General features: G+C 58.9%; 18 protein-coding genes. All 18 read right to left on the reverse strand.

Features of this window, described 5'->3' with window-relative positions; genetic code table 11:
• Nucleotides 1-151: 151 nt before the first annotated feature.
• The 18 genes from pal to LDN12_RS01550 all read right to left on the reverse strand — a co-directional run bounded on the left by pal (nt 152) and on the right by LDN12_RS01550 (nt 18,621).
• Nucleotides 152-736, reverse strand: a complete 585-nt coding sequence (gene pal, locus LDN12_RS01465; RefSeq protein WP_223920922.1) for a peptidoglycan-associated lipoprotein Pal — start codon at nt 734-736, stop codon at nt 152-154.
• A 134-nt stretch (nt 737-870) separates the two neighbouring features.
• Complete coding sequence (tolB, locus tag LDN12_RS01470; RefSeq protein WP_223920923.1) at nt 871-2,157, reverse strand: Tol-Pal system beta propeller repeat protein TolB; 1,287 nt, start codon at nt 2,155-2,157, stop codon at nt 871-873.
• Between the two features lie 10 nt (nt 2,158-2,167).
• Nucleotides 2,168-2,911: an energy transducer TonB gene (locus LDN12_RS01475; protein WP_223920924.1), complete on the reverse strand. Its 744-nt coding sequence runs from the start codon at nt 2,909-2,911 to the stop codon at nt 2,168-2,170.
• 34 nt (nt 2,912-2,945) lie between these two features.
• Entirely contained in the window at nt 2,946-3,359 is a 414-nt protein-coding gene (gene tolR / locus LDN12_RS01480; protein ID WP_223920925.1) for a protein TolR, read from the reverse strand.
• A gap of 3 nt (nt 3,360-3,362) precedes the next feature.
• Nucleotides 3,363-4,034 carry a protein TolQ gene (tolQ, locus tag LDN12_RS01485; RefSeq protein WP_223920926.1) on the reverse strand — a complete coding sequence of 224 codons (672 nt, stop codon included), beginning with the start codon at nt 4,032-4,034 and terminating at the stop codon, nt 3,363-3,365.
• 81 nt (nt 4,035-4,115) lie between these two features.
• On the reverse strand, nt 4,116-4,901 hold the full coding sequence (locus LDN12_RS01490; protein ID WP_223924002.1) for a TIGR00282 family metallophosphoesterase: 786 nt from the start codon (nt 4,899-4,901) through the stop codon (nt 4,116-4,118).
• A gap of 76 nt (nt 4,902-4,977) precedes the next feature.
• The gene (rny, locus tag LDN12_RS01495; RefSeq protein ID WP_374045070.1) at nt 4,978-6,525 is read right to left on the reverse strand and encodes a ribonuclease Y; all 1,548 of its coding nucleotides are present in this window, start codon (nt 6,523-6,525) and stop codon (nt 4,978-4,980) included.
• Between the two features lie 91 nt (nt 6,526-6,616).
• The gene (locus LDN12_RS01500; protein ID WP_223920927.1) at nt 6,617-7,225 is read right to left on the reverse strand and encodes a 5-formyltetrahydrofolate cyclo-ligase; all 609 of its coding nucleotides are present in this window, start codon (nt 7,223-7,225) and stop codon (nt 6,617-6,619) included.
• 476 nt (nt 7,226-7,701) lie between these two features.
• Nucleotides 7,702-7,974, reverse strand: coding sequence for a cell division protein ZapA (locus tag LDN12_RS01505; protein ID WP_223920928.1), 273 nt, complete (start codon nt 7,972-7,974; stop codon nt 7,702-7,704).
• A gap of 102 nt (nt 7,975-8,076) precedes the next feature.
• Complete coding sequence (locus LDN12_RS01510; protein WP_223920929.1) at nt 8,077-8,253, reverse strand: cell division protein ZapB; 177 nt, start codon at nt 8,251-8,253, stop codon at nt 8,077-8,079.
• 118 nt (nt 8,254-8,371) lie between these two features.
• Nucleotides 8,372-9,418 (reverse strand): signal recognition particle-docking protein FtsY, encoded by a 1,047-nt coding sequence (gene ftsY, locus LDN12_RS01515; RefSeq protein ID WP_223920930.1) that lies wholly within the window; start codon nt 9,416-9,418, stop codon nt 8,372-8,374.
• A complete protein-coding gene (locus LDN12_RS01520) occupies nt 9,418-9,774 on the reverse strand; it encodes a hypothetical protein (RefSeq protein ID WP_223920931.1) in 357 nt (118 codons plus the stop codon). Before LDN12_RS01520 ends, ftsY begins: the two co-directional genes overlap by 1 nt.
• A 122-nt stretch (nt 9,775-9,896) precedes the next feature.
• A complete protein-coding gene (gene smc / locus LDN12_RS01525; protein ID WP_223920932.1) occupies nt 9,897-13,427 on the reverse strand; it encodes a chromosome segregation protein SMC in 3,531 nt (1,176 codons plus the stop codon).
• A 110-nt stretch (nt 13,428-13,537) separates the two neighbouring features.
• Nucleotides 13,538-14,743 (reverse strand): PilZ-like domain-containing protein, encoded by a 1,206-nt coding sequence (locus LDN12_RS01530; RefSeq protein ID WP_223920933.1) that lies wholly within the window; start codon nt 14,741-14,743, stop codon nt 13,538-13,540.
• A 76-nt stretch (nt 14,744-14,819) separates the two neighbouring features.
• Nucleotides 14,820-15,281, reverse strand: coding sequence for a hypothetical protein (locus LDN12_RS01535; RefSeq protein ID WP_223920934.1), 462 nt, complete (start codon nt 15,279-15,281; stop codon nt 14,820-14,822).
• A 205-nt stretch (nt 15,282-15,486) separates the two neighbouring features.
• Nucleotides 15,487-17,373, reverse strand: a complete 1,887-nt coding sequence (locus tag LDN12_RS01540; protein WP_223920935.1) for an ATP-binding cassette domain-containing protein — start codon at nt 17,371-17,373, stop codon at nt 15,487-15,489.
• A gap of 47 nt (nt 17,374-17,420) precedes the next feature.
• On the reverse strand, nt 17,421-17,651 hold the full coding sequence (locus LDN12_RS01545; protein WP_223920936.1) for a DUF1653 domain-containing protein: 231 nt from the start codon (nt 17,649-17,651) through the stop codon (nt 17,421-17,423).
• The gene (locus tag LDN12_RS01550) at nt 17,644-18,621 is read right to left on the reverse strand and encodes a homocysteine S-methyltransferase family protein (RefSeq protein ID WP_223920937.1); all 978 of its coding nucleotides are present in this window, start codon (nt 18,619-18,621) and stop codon (nt 17,644-17,646) included. Before LDN12_RS01550 ends, LDN12_RS01545 begins: the two co-directional genes overlap by 8 nt.
• Nucleotides 18,622-18,656: the final 35 nt, after the last annotated feature.

Consider the following 18,656-nt stretch of genomic DNA (forward strand, 5'->3'; position numbering starts at 1 on the left):
ATATTATCTTTTAAAAAGTCAAGGTAAAGCTATTGAAGAAGCTAATGTTTCCCCAATGTGTGAGGATCCTGCAAAATTAAATACGCCGGGATGCGATCAGCATTCCGGCGTATTTTTCATAAGGCATGACTATGGAACGAATGTGCTGGTGTTAGTGCATGATAACGAATTCGTCTCGCCTGTTTTTTGCCCAGGCGGCCTCGTCGTGGCCTTCAACAGCCGGTTTCTCCTTGCCGTAGCTGATGGTGGAGAGACGATCGGCGGGCACCCCAAGGGTGATCAGATATTGCTGGGCCGATTTTGCACGCCGCTCACCCAGTGCCAGGTTGTATTCGGCCGAACCGCGTTCGTCGCAATTCCCGGCAATCTGGATTTTGATGGAAGGTTTGTTTTTCAGCAGGATTTCGGCATTTTTGGTGAGCACATCACGGGCATCCTTGCCCAAATCGGATTTGTCGAAATCAAAATAGATGTTTTCAAAAGCGGTCTCCTCTGCCGGCGCTGCGACAGCCTGGGGTTCCGCCTGTTTGATCGGCTCGGCAGCTGGGGTTGCCTGCTCAACCGGCATCTGTTTGGCCGGCTGGGGAGCTTCCGCCTTGGCCGCCTCCGGCGCTTTTGCCGGCTCGGCTTTTACCACCGGTTCCTCACTCTTCACCACTTCTTTGTTTGCGCAACCACCAGCCAGAAAAGCCGCCAGGCCGAGTGCTGCCAGCACTGCCATCGTCCCTTGTCTCATAACAATTCTCCTTGGTCTTTGAATTTATTGTGCAATTGTTTCAACACGAATAAATTATACAACAGAGGAAAAGATTTGCAATTGCAAACCGGGAATAATTTCAGGCTGATCGGAGGGCGTGCTCTCTGTTATGTTTAACGGGATGACCACGCCGGCTGGGTCGCGTTTCCCTTTCCCTGGCTGACCCTGACCTGGGAGCCACCATCGGCTCGCATGACATAGATCATGTTCGGGCCACCCCTTTTCGAGCTGAAGGCTATGAACCGTCCGTCAGGCGACCAAGCGGGATTTTCGTTGCTTCCCGCGGTCGTCAGTTGTGTGTCGCCGCTGCCGTCGGCATTGATGACGTAGATCTGGAATCCCCCTCCCTGCATGCGGGCATAGGCGATTTTGTCCCCCTTGGGAGACCAGCGGGGGTTGACGTTGTACGCTCCAGTCGTGGTCAGGCGCCGAACATTACCGCCCTTGGCGTCCATCACGAATATCTGCGGTTTACCCAACCGGTCGGAAACAAAGGCGATATGGCTGCCGTCCGGCGACCAGACCGGGGAAACCTCTATGGATGGGCTGACGGTCAGACGTTGGGGATTGCTCCCATCCTTGGAGATGGTATAGATCTCCGCATTACCGTCCTTGCTGAGGGATAAGGCTATCTTTGTGCCGTCCGGCGACCAGGTGCCGGTGATGTTGAGCCCTCTGTGCCGGGACAGGGGGATCTCGATCGTGTTGGAAAGTGCACGCTTGTATAGGTCGGGGTTGCCGCGCTTGTACGAGGTGAAGATGATCTCCCGGCCATCGGGCGAAAAGTCGGGATTGAGGTTGATGGAACCGTTTCTGGTCAGCGGCAGCAGGTTGTGGCCGTCCCAATCCATGATGGCGACCTCCTTGTTGCCGTACTGGGTCGAGATGAAAGCGATATGGGTTGTAAAGGGTCCTCGTTCGCCGGTCATCTGCAACAGGATTTCATCGCCGAATGAATGGGCGAACCGGCGAAGGTCCTTGTTCTTCCCCAGGTAGCGCTTGGCGGTCATCATCTTGTTGTTGAGGATATCGTAGAGGCGAAACTCCACCGTAAGGTTGTCCCCGGCAAGACTGCACTCGCCGCGCACCAGCAGATCGTACCCTGCCGCACGCCACTGGGCAAAATCGGTCGCGCCGAACATGAGGCCGCCAGCAAGCGGCCCCGGTTCCTTTATGTCGGTGTTGACAATACCGGACATATTCATGTCGAAGGCAATAACGTCAGCCATCTCCTTGGCGGCGGCCGTAGCTGCCGCTGTGTCGTTTTGCGTGTGGGGGATCTCGACCGCAAGCTTGAGCTGGCGGTTGCCCGGTGCGGTTACCTCGATATAACCGGATTGGGCGCAGAGAGCGGCGGTCGGAAGGACAACTATCAGCATCAGGGTGAGAAACAGTTTCATGGAGGCCTCGCTACGGCTTGTTACGGGAAATGCCCTGGGGTTTGAAGAGGAACGACCCCTCGAAGACCCTGTGGTTTGGCGGCGGAACGAGCTTATCCCCGGCCTTTTCGATCGCCCTCAGCACCGCAAGCTCGAAGGTCCGGTCGCCGCTGCTTTTTTCAATCTTCTGGCGGACCACCTTACCATCGGTATCGATATACAGGTGGACTGCCACCTCAGGGTTTTTGCTGGTATAGGTAATGGTCTGATAGAAGGCATCTTTCAGGCGCGACTGGACGTAGGCAGTGTAGTCGCTGCCTGCCTCGCTGCCGCTGCCGGCCGGCATCCCGGCCCTCCCGCTGCCGGTCGTCCTGAGTTTCTTGCGCAACCGCTCCAGGGTCGCCTCCTCTTGTTGGGACGCGGCCTTGTTCTCAAGCTTTGCCATTCTCTCGGCAAAGGCCGCATCGTTGGAGGTCTCATGTTTATCATTTTTTTCGGTTTTTCCGCTTGTTGCGGTGCGCCCCTTGAGGTTTGGCTGCGGTGGCGACGGCATGCTTAGAGGGGTTTCGGGCGCTGGCGGAGGAGGTGGCGCTTCGGCATCATTCCCTTTTTGGGTCGGGCTGCCGGCTCGCGGATTGGCTACGGGCAGGTTGACCACATCGACGTAATAGGTCTCTTCAACGGCCATGGTTGGCGGAAAAATCCGCCCCCACCACAACAGCAACAAAAAAACCGCCAGATGAATGACGGTGGAGATAAGAAAGCTGACACCCATACCGGTGTCATGTGTTTCCTGCCTTGCAATCATCTTATTTCGGAGCCGGCTCCGTCACCATGCCGAGCCGCTCGATCCCGGCCCCCTTGATGTCGGCCATGATCCTTACGACCTCGCCATAAGGGACGCCGGCATCCGCCTTGAGGAAAACCTCTTTCTTGGCCCGCGTAGCGAACATTTCAGTCAACTTGGAGCGCAGATCTCCGGCCGGTGTTTCCTCTTTGTTGATGAAGACCTTGTTGTTCTTGTCTACGGTGACCACTACCGTTTCCTCTGCCGGATTCATGGCCTTGGTGTCGGCTTTGGGGAGGTTTACCTGGACCCCCTGCTGCATCATCGGCGCGGTCACCATGAAGATGACCAGGAGCACCAGCATGACGTCAACCAGCGGGGTGACATTTATCTCCGCCATCGTGCCCCTGTTGTCATTACGTCCGCCCATTGCCATCGGTTATTTCCCCGCAACGTTTCGTTGCACAATATTCAGGAACTCGGTGGAGAAGCTGTCCATCTCATTAATAATCACGCGGATTTTGTGTTGGAAGTGATTGTAGGCCATGACGGCCGGGATGGCGGCCACCAGGCCGATGGCGGTGGCGATCAGCGCCTCCGCAATGCCGGGAGCCACCACGGCCAGCGACGCGGAGCCGGTTTTGCCAATCCCTTCAAAGGCGGTCATGATGCCCCAGACCGTCCCGAACAGCCCGATGAACGGCGATGTGGAGCCGGTAGTGGCCAGGAAGGTGGTGTATTTCTCCAGGCGGGTGATCTCCGAGTTGGTTGCGCGGCGCAGGGCGCGAGACACGTTTTCGATCCCGCCCAGATCGGTGCTGAGGATGCTGGCGTCGGTCTTGCCGCTACCTTCCACGAACTTGGTCAACTCTCCGTAGCCCTCGTTGAACAGCATCGTCAACGGCGAACCGGTGAAGCGGTCCACCTGGGAGGCAATGGCGTCAAACCGCTTGGATTTCCAGAAAAAATCCATAAAGCGTTCCGAGTCGCTGTTGGCCTTGTAGATCTGGAAAAACTTGAACATGATGATGGTCCACGACAGAACCGAAAAACCAATGAGAATGAGCAGGACAATCCTGACAACGATACCGGTACCGATCAAAAGGCCCACAGGGAGCACCTCCGAGTAAATATGTTCGTTTAAAAACTAGCCCGTTCAATGGGTCAAGTCAAGCCCAAATCATCAAAACACTCAACAACTCAGGGTAATGCGCTCTATGCTGAGCGCCTTGCCGTTCTGGGCGTCAACACCGATCAATACCCCGTTCAGTCGGATATCCTTTTTAGGGATCTCGAACTTTGCCGGCAGTTGTGTGAGAAACTTGCGGATAGCCTCTTCCTTGCCGATGCCGATCACGGAATCAAAGCTCCCGGTCATGCCGGCATCGGTCAGGTAGGCTGTCCCCTGGGGCAGGATACGTTCGTCAGCAGTCTGCACATGTGTATGGGTGCCGACAACGGCACTGACCCGGCCATCGAGATACCACCCAAGGGCTGATTTCTCCGAGGTGGCTTCGGCATGAAAATCCACGAAGATAAGTGGTGTTTCTTTACGGAGCCGTTCGATCTCACGGTCAGCGGTGCGGAAGGGGCACTCCAGGTTTTTCATGTAGACTCGCCCCTCCAGATTGAGTATTCCGACCTTGACACCGCCCGGCGTGGTGACAACGACGCTGCCGGCACCGGGGACGCCCTCGGCATAGTTGGCGGGACGGAGGATACGCTGGTCGGCCAGCACAAGGGGGACCTGCTCCTTCTTGTCCCAGATGTGGTTACCGCTGGTAAGGCAATGTACACCTGTGTCGAACAGTTCTTTTGCCGTGTCGGTGGTCAGGCCGAAACCGCCGGCCGCATTTTCGCCGTTGGCTATGATCAGGTCCACCGTGTATCGGTCAACCAGGCGGTGCAGTTCACGGGAGAGGGCCTGGCGCCCCGGCTTGCCGATGATGTCGCCGATAAAGAGGATGTTGATGCTCATCATGGATGCTTTCTCTATGCCCCCTCCTTATTCGGAGGGGGCATGGGGGAGATGACAAGGGGTACGCGGTGGAGGATCAGCGGGCGAACTCGACGGCCCGCGTTTCGCGGATTACATTCACCTTGATCTGGCCGGGATAGGTCATCTCGGCCTCGATCTTCTTGGCAATGTCGCGGGCCATGATCAGCGATTGCTCGTCGCTGACCTGCTCGCTGGATACCATCACGCGGATCTCCCGGCCGGCCTGGATAGCGAAGGAGGAGCTTACGCCGCTGAAGGAGGTTGCGATGCGCTCCAGATCCTCAAGGCGCTTGACGTAAGTCTCCATCATCTCACGCCGGGCTCCGGGCCGGGCGCCGGAGAGGGCATCGGCCGCCTGGACCAGTACCGCCAGCACGGTGGCCGGTTTTTCATCCTCGTGATGGGCCATAATGGCGTGTACGATTTTCGGGGATTCCCCATATTTTCTGGCCAGTTCCGCCCCGATTACTGCATGGGACCCCTCCACCTCGTGGTCCACCGCCTTGCCCAGGTCGTGCAACAGGCCGGCACGTTTGGCCTGCTTGACGTTGATCCCCAGTTCCGCCGCCATGATGCCGCACAGGAACGCCACTTCCAGCGAATGCTGGTACACATTCTGGGTGTAGGAGGTGCGGTATTTGAGGCGCCCGATCAGTTTGAGCACCTCGGGATGGATGCCGTGGACCCCCAGGTCAAAAGCCGCCTGTTCGCCAGCCTCCTTGATGGAAAGCTCGACCTCTTCAGTGGACTTGGCCACTACCTCTTCGATGCGGCCGGGATGGATGCGCCCATCGCCGATCAACTTCTCCAGGGAAAGACGGGCTACCTCGCGACGAACCGGGTTGAAGCCGGACAGGATGACCGCTTCGGGGGTGTCGTCAATGATCAGATCAATGCCGGTAGCCGCCTCCAGGGCGCGGATGTTGCGTCCCTCGCGCCCGATGATGCGGCCCTTCATCTCGTCCGAAGGGAGTGGTACGACCGATACCGTTCGTTCGGTCACGTATTCGCCGGCATAACGCTGGATGGCGAGGGCCATGATCTCCTTGGCCTTCTTGTCGGCGGTCTCGCGGGCTTCCTCTTCGATAATTTTGATGAGCTTGGCCGCATCATGCTTAGCCTCGCTCTCCATGGTGTTCATCAGTTCCTTTTTGGCCTCGCCGGCCGACATGCCCGAGATCTGTTCAAGTTTGGCCATCTGGGCGCCAACGGCTTGTTTCAACTCCTCTTCACGTCCTGCAAGGGCCTGCTCCTTGGCGGAATGGACCTGCTCCTTTTTCAGGATATCAAGCTCCTTCTGGTCAAAAAGGGCGACTTTCTTGTCCAGGTTTTCTTCCTTCTGAACCAGGCGTTTTTCGAGACTCTGGAGATCCCGCTTCTTCTCCCGCATCTCGCGTTCATACTCTTCCTTGGCCTCAATGGCCGCGTTCTTGGATTTGAGCTCGGCCTCCTTGGTGATGGTTTCGGCCTCGCGCCGGGCATCATCGATGACCTTGGTCGCCAGTTCCTCTGCCTGCCTGACGATGGCGTCGGCATCCTTCTTACTGAACCTGCTACCGGCAAAATAGGCCCCGGCGGCCACCGCCAGGGTAATCACGACCATCCAGATACTCACTTCCATATCAATAACCTCCTCTATCAGACCGTTGAAGCACTGCCGCGAGGTCACGTCGTATTCCGTGTCCCCGTTTTTTTCAACCGCCTGTTTGTTGATCCGGGCCATCGAGGTGGCTCCGGTTACTTCCGCAACGGACAATTCTCCGATCGCTGACGATGATCTCCATTCGTATATCGTGCCCTTCGGCCGGGATATGCCCGTCGATCAGTTGAAAATCGTGGCACAACCCCACCAGGTGAGCCTTGCGGCCGGGATGCCGCAGGAAACGGTCGTAAAACCCCTTTCCGTAGCCGATACGGTGGCCGCTCGGATCGAAGGCCACCCCTGGTACCACGATCAGGTCGGCCTCGTCTGCATGGTGGTCGACGCCGGTGGGACAAGGTTCAAGAATGCCGAAGCACCCCTGTTCGAGGCTTGCCAGCCCCTCCACCTGGCGGAACACCATGTGCTCTCCGCAGACAGCCGGGTAAAGCACCCGCTTGCCGGCCCTGAAGGCGGCCGCCACGACCTCGGCGGTATCGGTCTCGTTGCGCGCCGGGGCATAGAGGGCGATACACTCGGCCTGTTCGTACTCTTCAAGGCTGAGAAGGTTCTTCTGGGCCAGCATACTGGCGTAGCGCCAGTCGTCCTGGCTGAGCGCCAGACGCCGGGCCAACATCTGTTGCCGTAGGGATCGCTTGGGCATATCGTTGATTCCACGCAAAACTGATTCGTATGCAGACAGATAAAGAGTGCCCGGAGGGATAGCGTCCCGGGAAGGTCGATCAGGGAGGGTGAAAGGGGGGAATGGCTCGTGAGTGCCGCAGGATTGGATTGGGCGCCGGTTTTTCCTCGGGAGCGATTCCTTCCTTTCGTCGTTGACTTATATTCTGCGGGTGTCAGGTTATCAGCAGACGGGGAGCGATGTCGCCACGCCTGCCGGGACTGATATTGGTGCTGATGCGAATATATGATCAAGTCTCCCTTACGAGACCTTGTACTTCTGGAAGGTTGTTGAAAAACAGCCATCTTAGCGCCTATCGGCGTCCCGATAAACGGGATGACTACGCTATCGCTCCGTCACCGATAATTATGCTCACGCATAATTATACACCGCACGAAGGGTATTCTGCGGGTGCGACGATCTGACTATTTTTGAACAACCTTAGTTTTGCAAGAGGTTCAGGCTTTTTCCAATTTTTCGATCAGCCGTTGCAACGAAACGTCGATGGATGTTGCCCGCTCCGAGGAGCGTCGCAGTTCCAGCAACTCCTCGCTGGTGTTAAGAAGCGCCAGCATGAGCACTAACTGCGCGTCGCCGCTTTTAAGGGCGCCGCCGATCTCCTGCAGTCTTGCATTGACAAACGATTCCACCGCCTGAACCTGTTCGGTGGAGGCCGAACTCCTGACCGGGAACTCCCGGCCAAGCACCGTCACCAGATGAGTCGTCTTCATATGGGTTCACGGGTGCCCGCTGCGCTTGCCGGTCTCCCGGCGCACCAGCCGGCTTTATCGTCAAAGGTTGCCGAGTATCGGCCCATCAGCCTTCCCGGCAATTCAAATTCCTTCCAGCTTGCCGAGAATGGTATCGACGCGTGACTTGAGGCCTTCGCGCTCCGACCGGAGTCGCTGATTCTCTTCAGCCAGTTGTGTATTGTCGGCTTTCAGGTTCGAGTATTTATCGAGCAGATCATCGACCTTCTTTTCCAGTGCCGCAAACAGTTCCTGATCCATGGTGCAAGTTTCCTTTCGTGAGGGGTTACTATACGCAACGGCCGCACCGAAGTCAAGCCCTAATTGCGTGAAATCTCGGGCTTCTCTGCCCCTTCGGCGTGGTTTGGCAGTAACTTTGTCAGGCTTGGAAGAGGGCATCCGTGAACTCCTGCGGATTAAAGTCGCGCAGGTCGTCAATCGCCTCCCCAACCCCGATGTAGCGGACCGGCAGGCCGAATTCGTGGCTGACCGCCACCACAATGCCGCCTTTGGCGGTACCGTCCAGCTTGGTCAGAGCGATGCCGGTAACGCCGGCAGCTTCCTTGAAAAGCCGCGCCTGGGAAATGGCATTCTGGCCGGTGGCCGCATCCAGCACCAACAGCGTCTCATGGGGGGCGCCGGGGATTTCGCGGCTGATGACGCGGTGAATCTTCTTCATCTCCTCCATCAGGTTGACCTTGGTATGCAGCCGGCCGGCCGTGTCGATGATCAGGATATCGACCTTCCGCGCCAGGGCGGCCTTGCAGGCGTCAAAGACCACCGCAGAAGGATCGGCTCCCTCCTGATGGCGGATAACATCAACGCCGGACCGTTCACCCCAGGCTTCTAGCTGCTCGGCAGCCGCGGCACGGAAGGTGTCTGCGGCCGCCAGGAGCACACGCTTCCCGGAGCCTGTGAAGCGTGAGGCTAGTTTGCCGATAGTGGTGGTCTTGCCGACCCCGTTCACGCCGATCACCAGTAATACAAATGGGTGTCGGCCATCGATGTCGAGCACGCTGTGGTGGGCGTTCAGGCGCGCCAGGATATCTGCCTTGAGAGCCGCCCGTAGCGCCTCGCCGTCTTTCAGCTCGTTGCGCCCCAAGCGCTGTTCCAGTGCCCGGACCAACTCCACCGTGGTCTTGACGCCGATGTCAGACGTGATCAGGATTTCTTCCAACTCCTCCAGGGTGTCGGCATCGATCTCCTTCTTCCCCATCACCAGGGCGTCGATACGCCCCACCAGTCCATCCTTGGTCTTTTTCAAGCTGCTCTTGAGGCGCGAGAAAAACCCGGAACCGCTATCCTGAAGCTCTTCAGCCTCGATGGGGGGAACTGCCGTCTCGACTTCATTCGTTTGCGATGGCCCGCTCCCGGTTATCTTGTCCACCAACCCCCGGAAAAACCCTTTTTGTTCCTGCTGCCCCATCAGATCTCCTTTTTGAGCCGCGCAACGGCGGCGCGAAAATGATGCAATGCCAGGGCCGCCGGGCAGGCGCGGCCGACAGCAACCACCAGAGAATAGTCGTCGTCGATGCAGCCGATGATCAGGTGTCGTTCACTGGCGGTCACTACCACATCCTCGATTGCCCCCACCTGTTCGCTCCCCTGCATCTCTTTCAGCCGGGCCAGGATGATCCCTTTGTGGGCAGCGATAAAGCGCATCTCATAGGGGTCGCAATGGCACCACTCCTGTACCGCCTCCCCCTCCCAGTCCACCAGGATTGCCCCCACTGTCTGGGGGATCACCTCCACCAGCGTTTTCAAAATACTCTGAAACGGCATGGTCATAACCTCACGACAATATGCAATCACCCGAAGCGGGCATAAAAACAGATATCACACCGTCTTGCAATACTCTGGCACAGCCTTTGGCCCCAACGTCGCGCTTCTCCGTCGAAACGATTTCAGTGCAGTCTCACCGACACGATCCGAGAAGCTCCCGGCTCTTCCATGGTTATGCCGTAGAGGGTGTCGGCCACCTGCATGGTGGCCTTGTTGTGGGTGATAATAATGAACTGGGAAACGGCACTCATCTCCCGTACCATGTCGTTGAAGCGGCCTATATTGGCATCGTCCAAGGGGGCATCCACCTCATCCAGCAAGCAGAACGGCGTCGGTTTGATCAGGAAAATGGAGAATATCAGCGCCACTGCCGTCAATGCCTTTTCGCCGCCCGAGAGCAGGGTCACATTCTGGAGCTTCTTACCCGGCGGCTGTACGATGATATCGATGCCGGTCTCCAACAGGTCTTCCTCGTTGGTCAGGCGCAGTTCGGCTCGACCGCCGCAGAACAGGCGCGGAAAGACCTCCTGAAATGTGGCATTAACCTGGTTGTAGGTCTCCAGGAAGCGCTGCCGGGTGGTGCGGTTGATCCGCTGAATGGCCTGCTGGAGGCTGCGTAACGATTCTTCCAAATCGTTTTTCTGGGAGGAAAGGAAGTTGAAGCGCTCTTCCATGCCAGCGCACTCCTCAATGGCCAGAAGGTTTACCTCGCCCATGTCGTCCAGGAGACGTTGCAGTTCCACCTGCCGTGCCCGGCGGGCTACCTCGTCGAACGTCGCAGTTTCCAGTCGCGCGAGGGCCTCGGCCATGGTGATGCGATTATTATCCTGCACAGAACGTTCCAAATGTTCGGTTTTCAGGCTCAATGTGGAAAAACGCAGATTAAGGTCCGCCTGGAGCTGACGAACCGAGTCGCTCTCCTCCCGGGCCTTCTTGGTTCGGGCCTCGGCCTCTGCCAGGGCGCCGCCCGCCTCCTCGCAGGCCGACCGCGCGCTGGCCAGCAGGCTCTCGGCTTCGGCCTGGCGGCGGACAAGCGCCTCCAGGCGTTCCGATTCCGCAGCTATGGCGGCCAGCAAGCGCTGCCGTTCGCCGCCGCCCGTTTCCAACTCCTGCCGGTCGGCGGCCAGGCGCCGCGTAAGCTCGTCCACTTGTCGCTCCAGGTCGGCGATGTCGCGGAGGTAAGCCTCATGCTGTTCCTTGAGGGTTGCAGTCTGTACCCGGATGGCGGTGACCCGCTCACGGGCTCCCGCCGTCTTTTCCCGCTGCGCCTCCAACTCCTCCTTCAGTCGGCCGACCTCCTGCTCAAGCTCGCGGGAAACACTATCGGTCTCACCCAAGCGTTCGTGGGATTGTTGCAGCTCGGCCTCCAACCCTTGCCGCTCCTCGTCCAGGGTGGCGGTTTCCATGGCTTGCAGGGCCAAGCGCTCCTCGATCCGTGCGATCTCGGCGGCCGCCAGTTGGTGGTCCTTGGTCAGGCCGGTCCGCTTCAACTCGGCTTGGTGCGCCTGGCTCCCGGCAATCTTCAAGCCCTCGGCCACCTCCTGGGCGTGGCGGCGGAGTTCGTCCCGCTCGTTGGCCAGGGAAGCGGTTTCCCGCTCCAACGTCGTCACAATTTCTTCCAACCCTTTGATTTCACGCTTTTTATGGATGATGCCTTGTTGGACCTGCTCGGCGGAGCCGCCGGTGACAATCCCGCCCAATGCCGCCATATCACCATCCCGAGTGACAAAAATAAGCTCTGGGTGCTGCCGGGCAAGGCGAATAGCGTCGGCGATCCCATCCACCAGCAGGGCATTGGCCAGCATGAATCGGATCAGGCCACCGAACGGCCCATTGACCGCGACCAGACCGGACAGTGCCGTGGCTCCTGTTACTGTGGGGGCGGGTTTGGCAGCCTGTTCCAGGGGGAGGGCGATGCTGGCCCGGCCTCCATTATTTCCCTTGAGAAACCCAAGGGCCGTCAGAGCACTGTCATCATCCATACAGAGTATACACTGGAGCCGGTCCGCCAGCACCGCCTCCACGGCGGCCTCAAGCTCGGGAGGAGCATCGACGGCATCGGCCACGACCCCGCTGAAGCGGGAGCGCAACCCTTCTTCCTTCATAAGCTTGCGTACTCCCTGCCCGTAACCGGCAAACTGGGCCTCCAACTCCCGCAGGGAGTGGAGCCGGGACGAGGTACGGCTCAGGTCGTCCCTCCGGGTCTGCCAGCTCTTTTCCACCTCGGGCAGGCGCTGCCTTAGTTCCGCCTCGCGTCCGCGCAGGTTGTTCAACTCCACCTGGAACTGCTCCTGCTCCTGGTGCGCCTCGGCTATCTGGGTTGTCAACGCTCCGGCGCGCTGTCCGGTCAGCTCCAATCGTTCCCTGAGTTGTAGCTCTTCGCGGCGGTGGCGCTCGAACCGTTCAGCCAGGCCGGATAGGCGCTTTTGGGCCGTTTCGTGCCGAAACTTGTACTGGGATGACTCGGCCAGGGCCGCAAAAAGCTCCTTGCGCCGCGCCTCCTGCCTGCGGCCGAGTTCTTCTTCGGCCTGCTGGTGCCCGGCCAGTTCTTCCTCGGCCCGCTGCAGCTCCGCCTGCATGGCAGCGGTATCGGTGGTGGAACTGTCCCGGCGCAGTTGCAGCAACCCTCGGCGCTCCGAACACTCGGCCAGACGCTTTTCCCGCTCTCCGGCTTCGCCTCCCAGGCGCTCAAGCCGCCCCTCCAGCGCGGTAAATTCCTTACGCTGAAAGCTCAGGCCGTTCTCGGCCGCGTTGAACTCGCTCCTGACCCGGAAGATGTCTTCCTGGGTTACAGCCAATCGCTTTTCAGCCTCCAGCAAACGGAGCCGGGCCTCCTCCGCCTGGGACTCTCCCAGGGCCGCCCCGGCGAACACCACACGGATGCGCTCGTTGAGCGCCGCCAGTTCCCGTTCCGCATCTCCCCGTTGGGTCTGGGCATCGCGGTAGTCGCGGGCTACGAACAATAGTTCGATCTCCCGGAGTTCGTCCCGGTATTCGCGAAAATTCTCGGCCTTTTTCGCCTGGCGCTGCAACGAGGCCAACTGTCGCCGAATTTCCCCCAACACGTCGTTCAGGCGGGAGAGGTTCTGACGGGTCCCCTCGATTTTCTTCAAAGCCATCTGCTTGCGTGACTTGAACTTGGTGACCCCGGCTGCCTCCTCGATCAGGAAGCGTCGCTCCTCCGGCCGGGAGTGCAGAATCATGCCAATCTTGCCCTGTTCGATGATCGAATAGGCGCGGGTGCCGACGCCGGTATCCATGAACAGCTCGGTGATGTCCATCAGGCGGCAGGGGGTCTTGTTGATCAGGTATTCGCTCTCGCCGTCTCGGTAGAGTCGGCGGGTAAGCTGAATTTCGGCATATTCCAGATACTTGGCCGGCGCCCGGCCGTCCTCGGTGGAGAAGACCAGCGAAACCTCGGCTACCCCCAACTGCTTGCGGGTTTCGCTGCCGGCAAAGATCACGTCTTCCATGGCTTTGCCGCGCAAGTTCTTGGCCGACTGCTCTCCCATGCACCAGCGGATTGCGTCCACTATGTTGGACTTGCCGCAGCCGTTGGGGCCGACCACGCCGGTTACCGCCTGCTGGAAATCCAGCACCACCTTGTCGGCAAAGGATTTAAAGCCTGATATTTCGAGACGTTTGATTTTCATGGGGTGGTTACTTTATCAGAGGGGGGGAAACTATGTCCAGCGGGATGTTTTGGGAAAATCTTGATGATAAACAAAAATAAGCGGGGGGGCAAGAGTACCACGGTTTTGACTTAGTGGGGCACTACAACCGGATTTTCATTCCTGTTGTATTCAGGTATCTCGGAATTTTTTCTGATGCCTGTTTCGAACATATCTTGGATCTGGTTCTTGGGATGCTTGACCGCATATGCAGAAAAATAGAAATAAAGTATGCTGATAATGCCAATAAAAAACAGTCCGAGAGCGACCTGTTGAATAATTTTTTTCCTGCTGATCCGGGCAGAATTGTCTGTTTCGTTGTCGGCATCGACGCTGCCGGCATAGGCATAATGTTTGTCAGGTATGGCCAGAGGATCGATATTCAGGGGTTCGACATCGGCAAATCCTTTAAATTGCCGTATCCGGCGTATCTGTACGTTGCTGACGTGGCTGTTGATGGCGAAACGGGCGCGCTCATCGATAAATACGAACTGCATGCCGGTATTGAAGCAATTCCCGTCATCACCGGCGGTATCGTTGTGATCGGAAAATACGACGCGTGCAACGATATCCACGATATACGACAAGGAAGGCACAAAAATCTCCAGCAGGAGAAGTTCATCCGTCTCGAACCCCTGATTGGTGAGGATCTTCAGGCCGCCGCCGCTGATGTTAATGGCGACCGAGGTGACGGAACTCCACGATTCATAATAGGGATTGTCTTCCGGTTCCTCCCGGCCGCCGTCATTGGAGAAGGACCCGTTCTGCCCAACGGAGGAGGCCCCTTCCATGAGCATTTGCTCCCTGGCACGTTCCTCGGCCCGGAGCCTTTCGCGCCTGGCTTCCAACCGTCTCAGCTCCCTGATGCGCTCCTCTTCCCGGCGTTGCTTTCGTCGCTCCTCCCATTGCTGCTTAACATTGGCGGGATTCTGATCGTGCAACGCATAAAATTTTATGGGAAGAAAGGCATCTATCCGATAAAATTCCCGCAATTCGTCGTAGACGATCTCACCGGTAAGACGCAGCAACAGGTCCTGTTCATATCCCTTGCTGACGATAAAGGCGCTGCAGGAGTGTGCTTGCCCATCGCTCTCGCTTCGTATGGTGAGAAGTTGCCCAACGCGCAGGTTGACACCGGCCGGCAGCATGTCGCGGGAGAGTTGCAGCGAGACTAGGTCTTCATCTATTTCATTAATTCTGGCCCAGTCGCGGAAGACCTTGGTGTTCGGCAGGGGGATGCCGACCTCAACCTTCATGCCGGTAAAATAGCGGCTTGTGTAGTGTCCTGCGTCACTCATGTTTCAGCTCACCATAATGGGATACCAGAGGCGGTGATGCCAGCATCCACATGCCAGCTTCACCGACCGTGGGGCATCAGGATACCGCCACTTCCTCCATCCTCACCGGCAGCTCATATCCCGCCAACCGGTAGAGGTTATGCCAGGCAGTAGCGCACCGGCCGCAAGTATGCCACTGTTCCAATTCTCCCTTCGCCAAGGTGATGTGGCCGGGGTTGATGTCACGGGATCCGCACTTGGGACAGCGCTCCCCATGCTGCTTGACGAACACCTCCTGGGGCACGAACTCCGGTTTGATGGTCCCCTGGATGGCCTTGTAGACCGTGGAGGTAGTTGCTACGCCGGAGATGCAGGCATCGGCCTCCGCTGCGCTGGCATCGGCGATCAAAATCTCTGGCGGTGTGCTGTCCCGGTAGACCAGGCTACAGGTGTAACCCCTGGAGGTGCGTTCGATCTTTAAACCAAAGGCGGTATCTTTGAGTGGCCCCAGATTCAATTCGGTACAGCGGGCCTTGAGTTGTTTTTCGGTGACTTTCATCGTTTCCTCGTATTGATTTCGTGGCTTTGTGGCCTAACGGCCGTTTTAAGGTTTAACAGACTGTCGAAAAACTGAGGTTGTTCAAAAATAGTCAGGTCGTCGCACCCGCAGAATGCCCTGAGGAGGCGTAGCAGCGCTACGTCGCACGAAAGGGCGTTCGAGGACGGCGGCGAGATGGCTGTTTTTCAACGACCTCTTGAATTCCTCAGCCGAGCGTCTCCAACTCCTCCCAGCGGGCATAGGCGGCCGTCAGCTCCAACTCCAGTTCTTCCAGCCGGGCGTTGATCGCGGCCACCTCGGTGCCGGCTGACTTGTAGAAGTCGGGGTCGGCCAGGGTGGTGTGTAATTTGCCCTGTTCTTCTTCAAGGGAGGCGATGCGGTCCGGCAAGGCCGCCAATTCCCGTTCTTCCTTGAAGGATAGTTTGCGGGGGCGTTCCTTCTGCGGTCTGCTCTTCTCCGGGGTTGGTTTGGATGCAGCCACGGGAACAGGTGCCTCCGCGGCGGCCTGCCGCAGCCAGTCGTCGTAGCCTCCCACGTATTCGCGGACCGTACCACCGCCTGTGAGCACCAGCGTACTGCCCACCACATTGTTGAGAAACTCCCGGTCATGGCTCACCAAAAGCAGGGTCCCGGAATACTCCAGCAGCAGGTCCTCCAGCAGGTCCAGGGTCTCGGCGTCCAGATCGTTGGTCGGTTCGTCCATCACCAGCACATTGGAAGGCTTGGTGAACAGCTTGGCCAACAGCAACCGGTTGCGCTCACCGCCGGAGAGGATCGAGACCGGGCTGCGGGCCCGCTCGGGGGAGAACAGGAAATCCTGGAGGTAGCCGATGATGTGGCGGCTTTTGCCGTTGATCACCAGGGTGTCGTTCCCCTCGCCCACGTTATCCTGCACGCTCCGGTCAGGGTCGAGTTGCTCCCGCATCTGGTCGAAATAAACGACCTCCAGACGGCTACCCAGCTTGACCGTTCCCTGGTCCGGCGTCAACTCCCCCAGGAGCAGGCGCAGCAGGGTGGTCTTGCCAGAGCCGTTGGGGCCGATGATCCCTACCCGATCCCCGCGCATGATGGTGGCGGTCAGGTCGGAGATGATCCGGCGCCCATCGTAGGCAAAGGTGGCATGCTCCACCTCCGCCACCAGCCGTCCGGAGCGCTCCGCTTCCTGCAACTGGATCTTTGCCGTGCCCTGACGTTCCCGGCGTTGGCGGTACTCCTCGCGCAGGTTCTTCAGAGCCCGCACCCGTCCTTCGTTCCTGGTCCGGCGTGCCTTGATCCCCTGCCTGATCCAGGCTTCCTCCTGGGCCAGTTTCTTGTCGAACAGCGCCTGGCGGGTGACCTCGGCCTCCAAGAGGGCCTCGCGGCGCTCCACGAACTCGTCGTAGCCGCAGTTGAAGGCATAGAGCCGTCCCCGATCCAGTTCCGCCACCCGGTTGGCCAACCGCCGGGCAAAGGCCCGGTCATGCGTCACAAAGACCAGGGTCTTGACTTGGCGCACCAGAAAGTCTTCCAGCCAGAGGATGGTGTCGATGTCCAGGTGGTTGGTCGGCTCGTCCAGAAGCAGGATGTCCGGTGCGGCGATCAGTGCTTTTGCCAGCAATACCCGGCGCTTGGTACCGCCGGAGAGGGAGGAGAAAGCAACCTCGGCGTCCAGTTGCAGCCGCTTCAGCACCCGCTCCACCTCCTGGTGCATGCTCCAGCCGCCGCTCTCCTCCAGCTTGTGCTGCAACGCCTCCAGTTCGGCCAGGAGTTCCTCGCTCCCCTCCAGTGAGAGGCGGTGAGCAACCCGGTGATATTGGGCCAACAGCTCGGCCGTATTGCCCATGCCCGAAGCCACGACGTCAAAGACGGTGCCGTTGGTCTCCTGGGGCACATCCTGGGAGACCAGGGCCACCCGTAACCCCTGTTGGCGCTGAATCTCACCGCCTTCCAGGGGAAGTTCGCCGCCGATCAGCTTGAGAAGCGTCGATTTGCCGGTGCCGTTGCGCCCCAGCAGGCAGAGCCGGTCCCCCGGTTCGATCTGAAGGTTGATGCCGTCGAAAAGCGGCGGTCCGCCGAAGGCCAGGGTAATGTCGCGAAGGGTGATCAGTGCCACGGGTACCTCATGGTTTGGTTTCCTTGTGTCTCAGAAATTTAAATATGTTAACGATCTTCTACCCACTCGAACCTCGGCACCTTCCGGTCATCCACCAGCACCTCTTCCAGAAACATGCCGAGCGGCCGGACCCACAGGGAGCGGTTGCCGTACAACTGGCGGTAGACCACCATTTCCTCTTCGGTCTCGCTGTGGCGGGCGATGGCGATCACCTCATACTCGTTTCCCTTGTAGTGCCGGTAGCGGCCGGGACGCAGCGGAGTCGTCGTTTCACTCATAGGCGCCCCGCAATAACGTCGTGCCGGCAACCAAGTGGCGCGCCAGGGAGCTGATGTGGCGCTCGTCGGTTCCGCAGCAGCCTCCCAGCACCTTCATGCCCAAATCCTCGTGCAGGGCCGCCACAGCCGCGCCGAAGACCTCTGGCGCCTCCTCCACCAACTCGGCGCTGTTGTCCAACTCTTCCGGGCTCAAGGCTGCCGTGTTGGCCAACAGGCCGATTACCCGCTTCCTGACATGGGCCGATGAGTTGAACTCGTGGCAGAGGGCTTGGCGGAAGACCGAGGCATGGGTGCAGTTGACCAGGTAGGCCAGAGGCTGAGGCGAGGCCTGGCTGTCGATGGTGGCGATAGCGTCCTTGAGCGGTGTGCCGTCCAACAGGGTCCCTTCCGGGCGGGCAACGAAGCTGACCAGATAGGGGAGGCCGGTGGCTGCAAGGGCCTGGGCCAGGCCGATGGCCTCGCTCAGCGCCGGTAGGGTGGCGGCCAGCAGCAGATCAACCCCCGCAGCGGCCAGCGCCTCGGCCTGCCAAGCGTGGAAGGCGCGCGCCTCGAGGGCGCTCAGTGCCTCTTCAGGCCTATAGGCATCACCCCGGCAACTCATCAGGCCGCTGATGACCACATTTTTACTGTAATCTCCCTGCTCCCGGCGCAGGGCATCCAGGAAACGGAAGTTGTCGCCGTTCAGGTCGCGACCGGCCAGCCCGGCAGCGGCGATGCGTTCGCGCCCGGCCCGCCAGGTTGGGGTGGAGAGCAGAAGTGGCAAATGGGAACTGCGGCCGATTTCCAGATACTGACGACAGATATCCGCCAGAACGGCCTGTCCGTGATCGTCGTAAATCAGGGCCGAGTTGACAACCTGCTCATCCAGGCGGATGTCGGGCACACGCCGCAGACGCTCGATGACCGCCCCCTCGCCAAGAATAACGGGGGATGTTGTCAAAAGCTTCTGTAAAGCGTTAGCGTGATTCATGTTTCCGCATGCTCCCCATACATCGTGAGACCGGA

The sequence above is a fragment of the Geobacter sp. AOG2 genome (assembly GCF_019972295.1).
Lineage (GTDB): Bacteria > Desulfobacterota > Desulfuromonadia > Geobacterales > Pseudopelobacteraceae > Oryzomonas.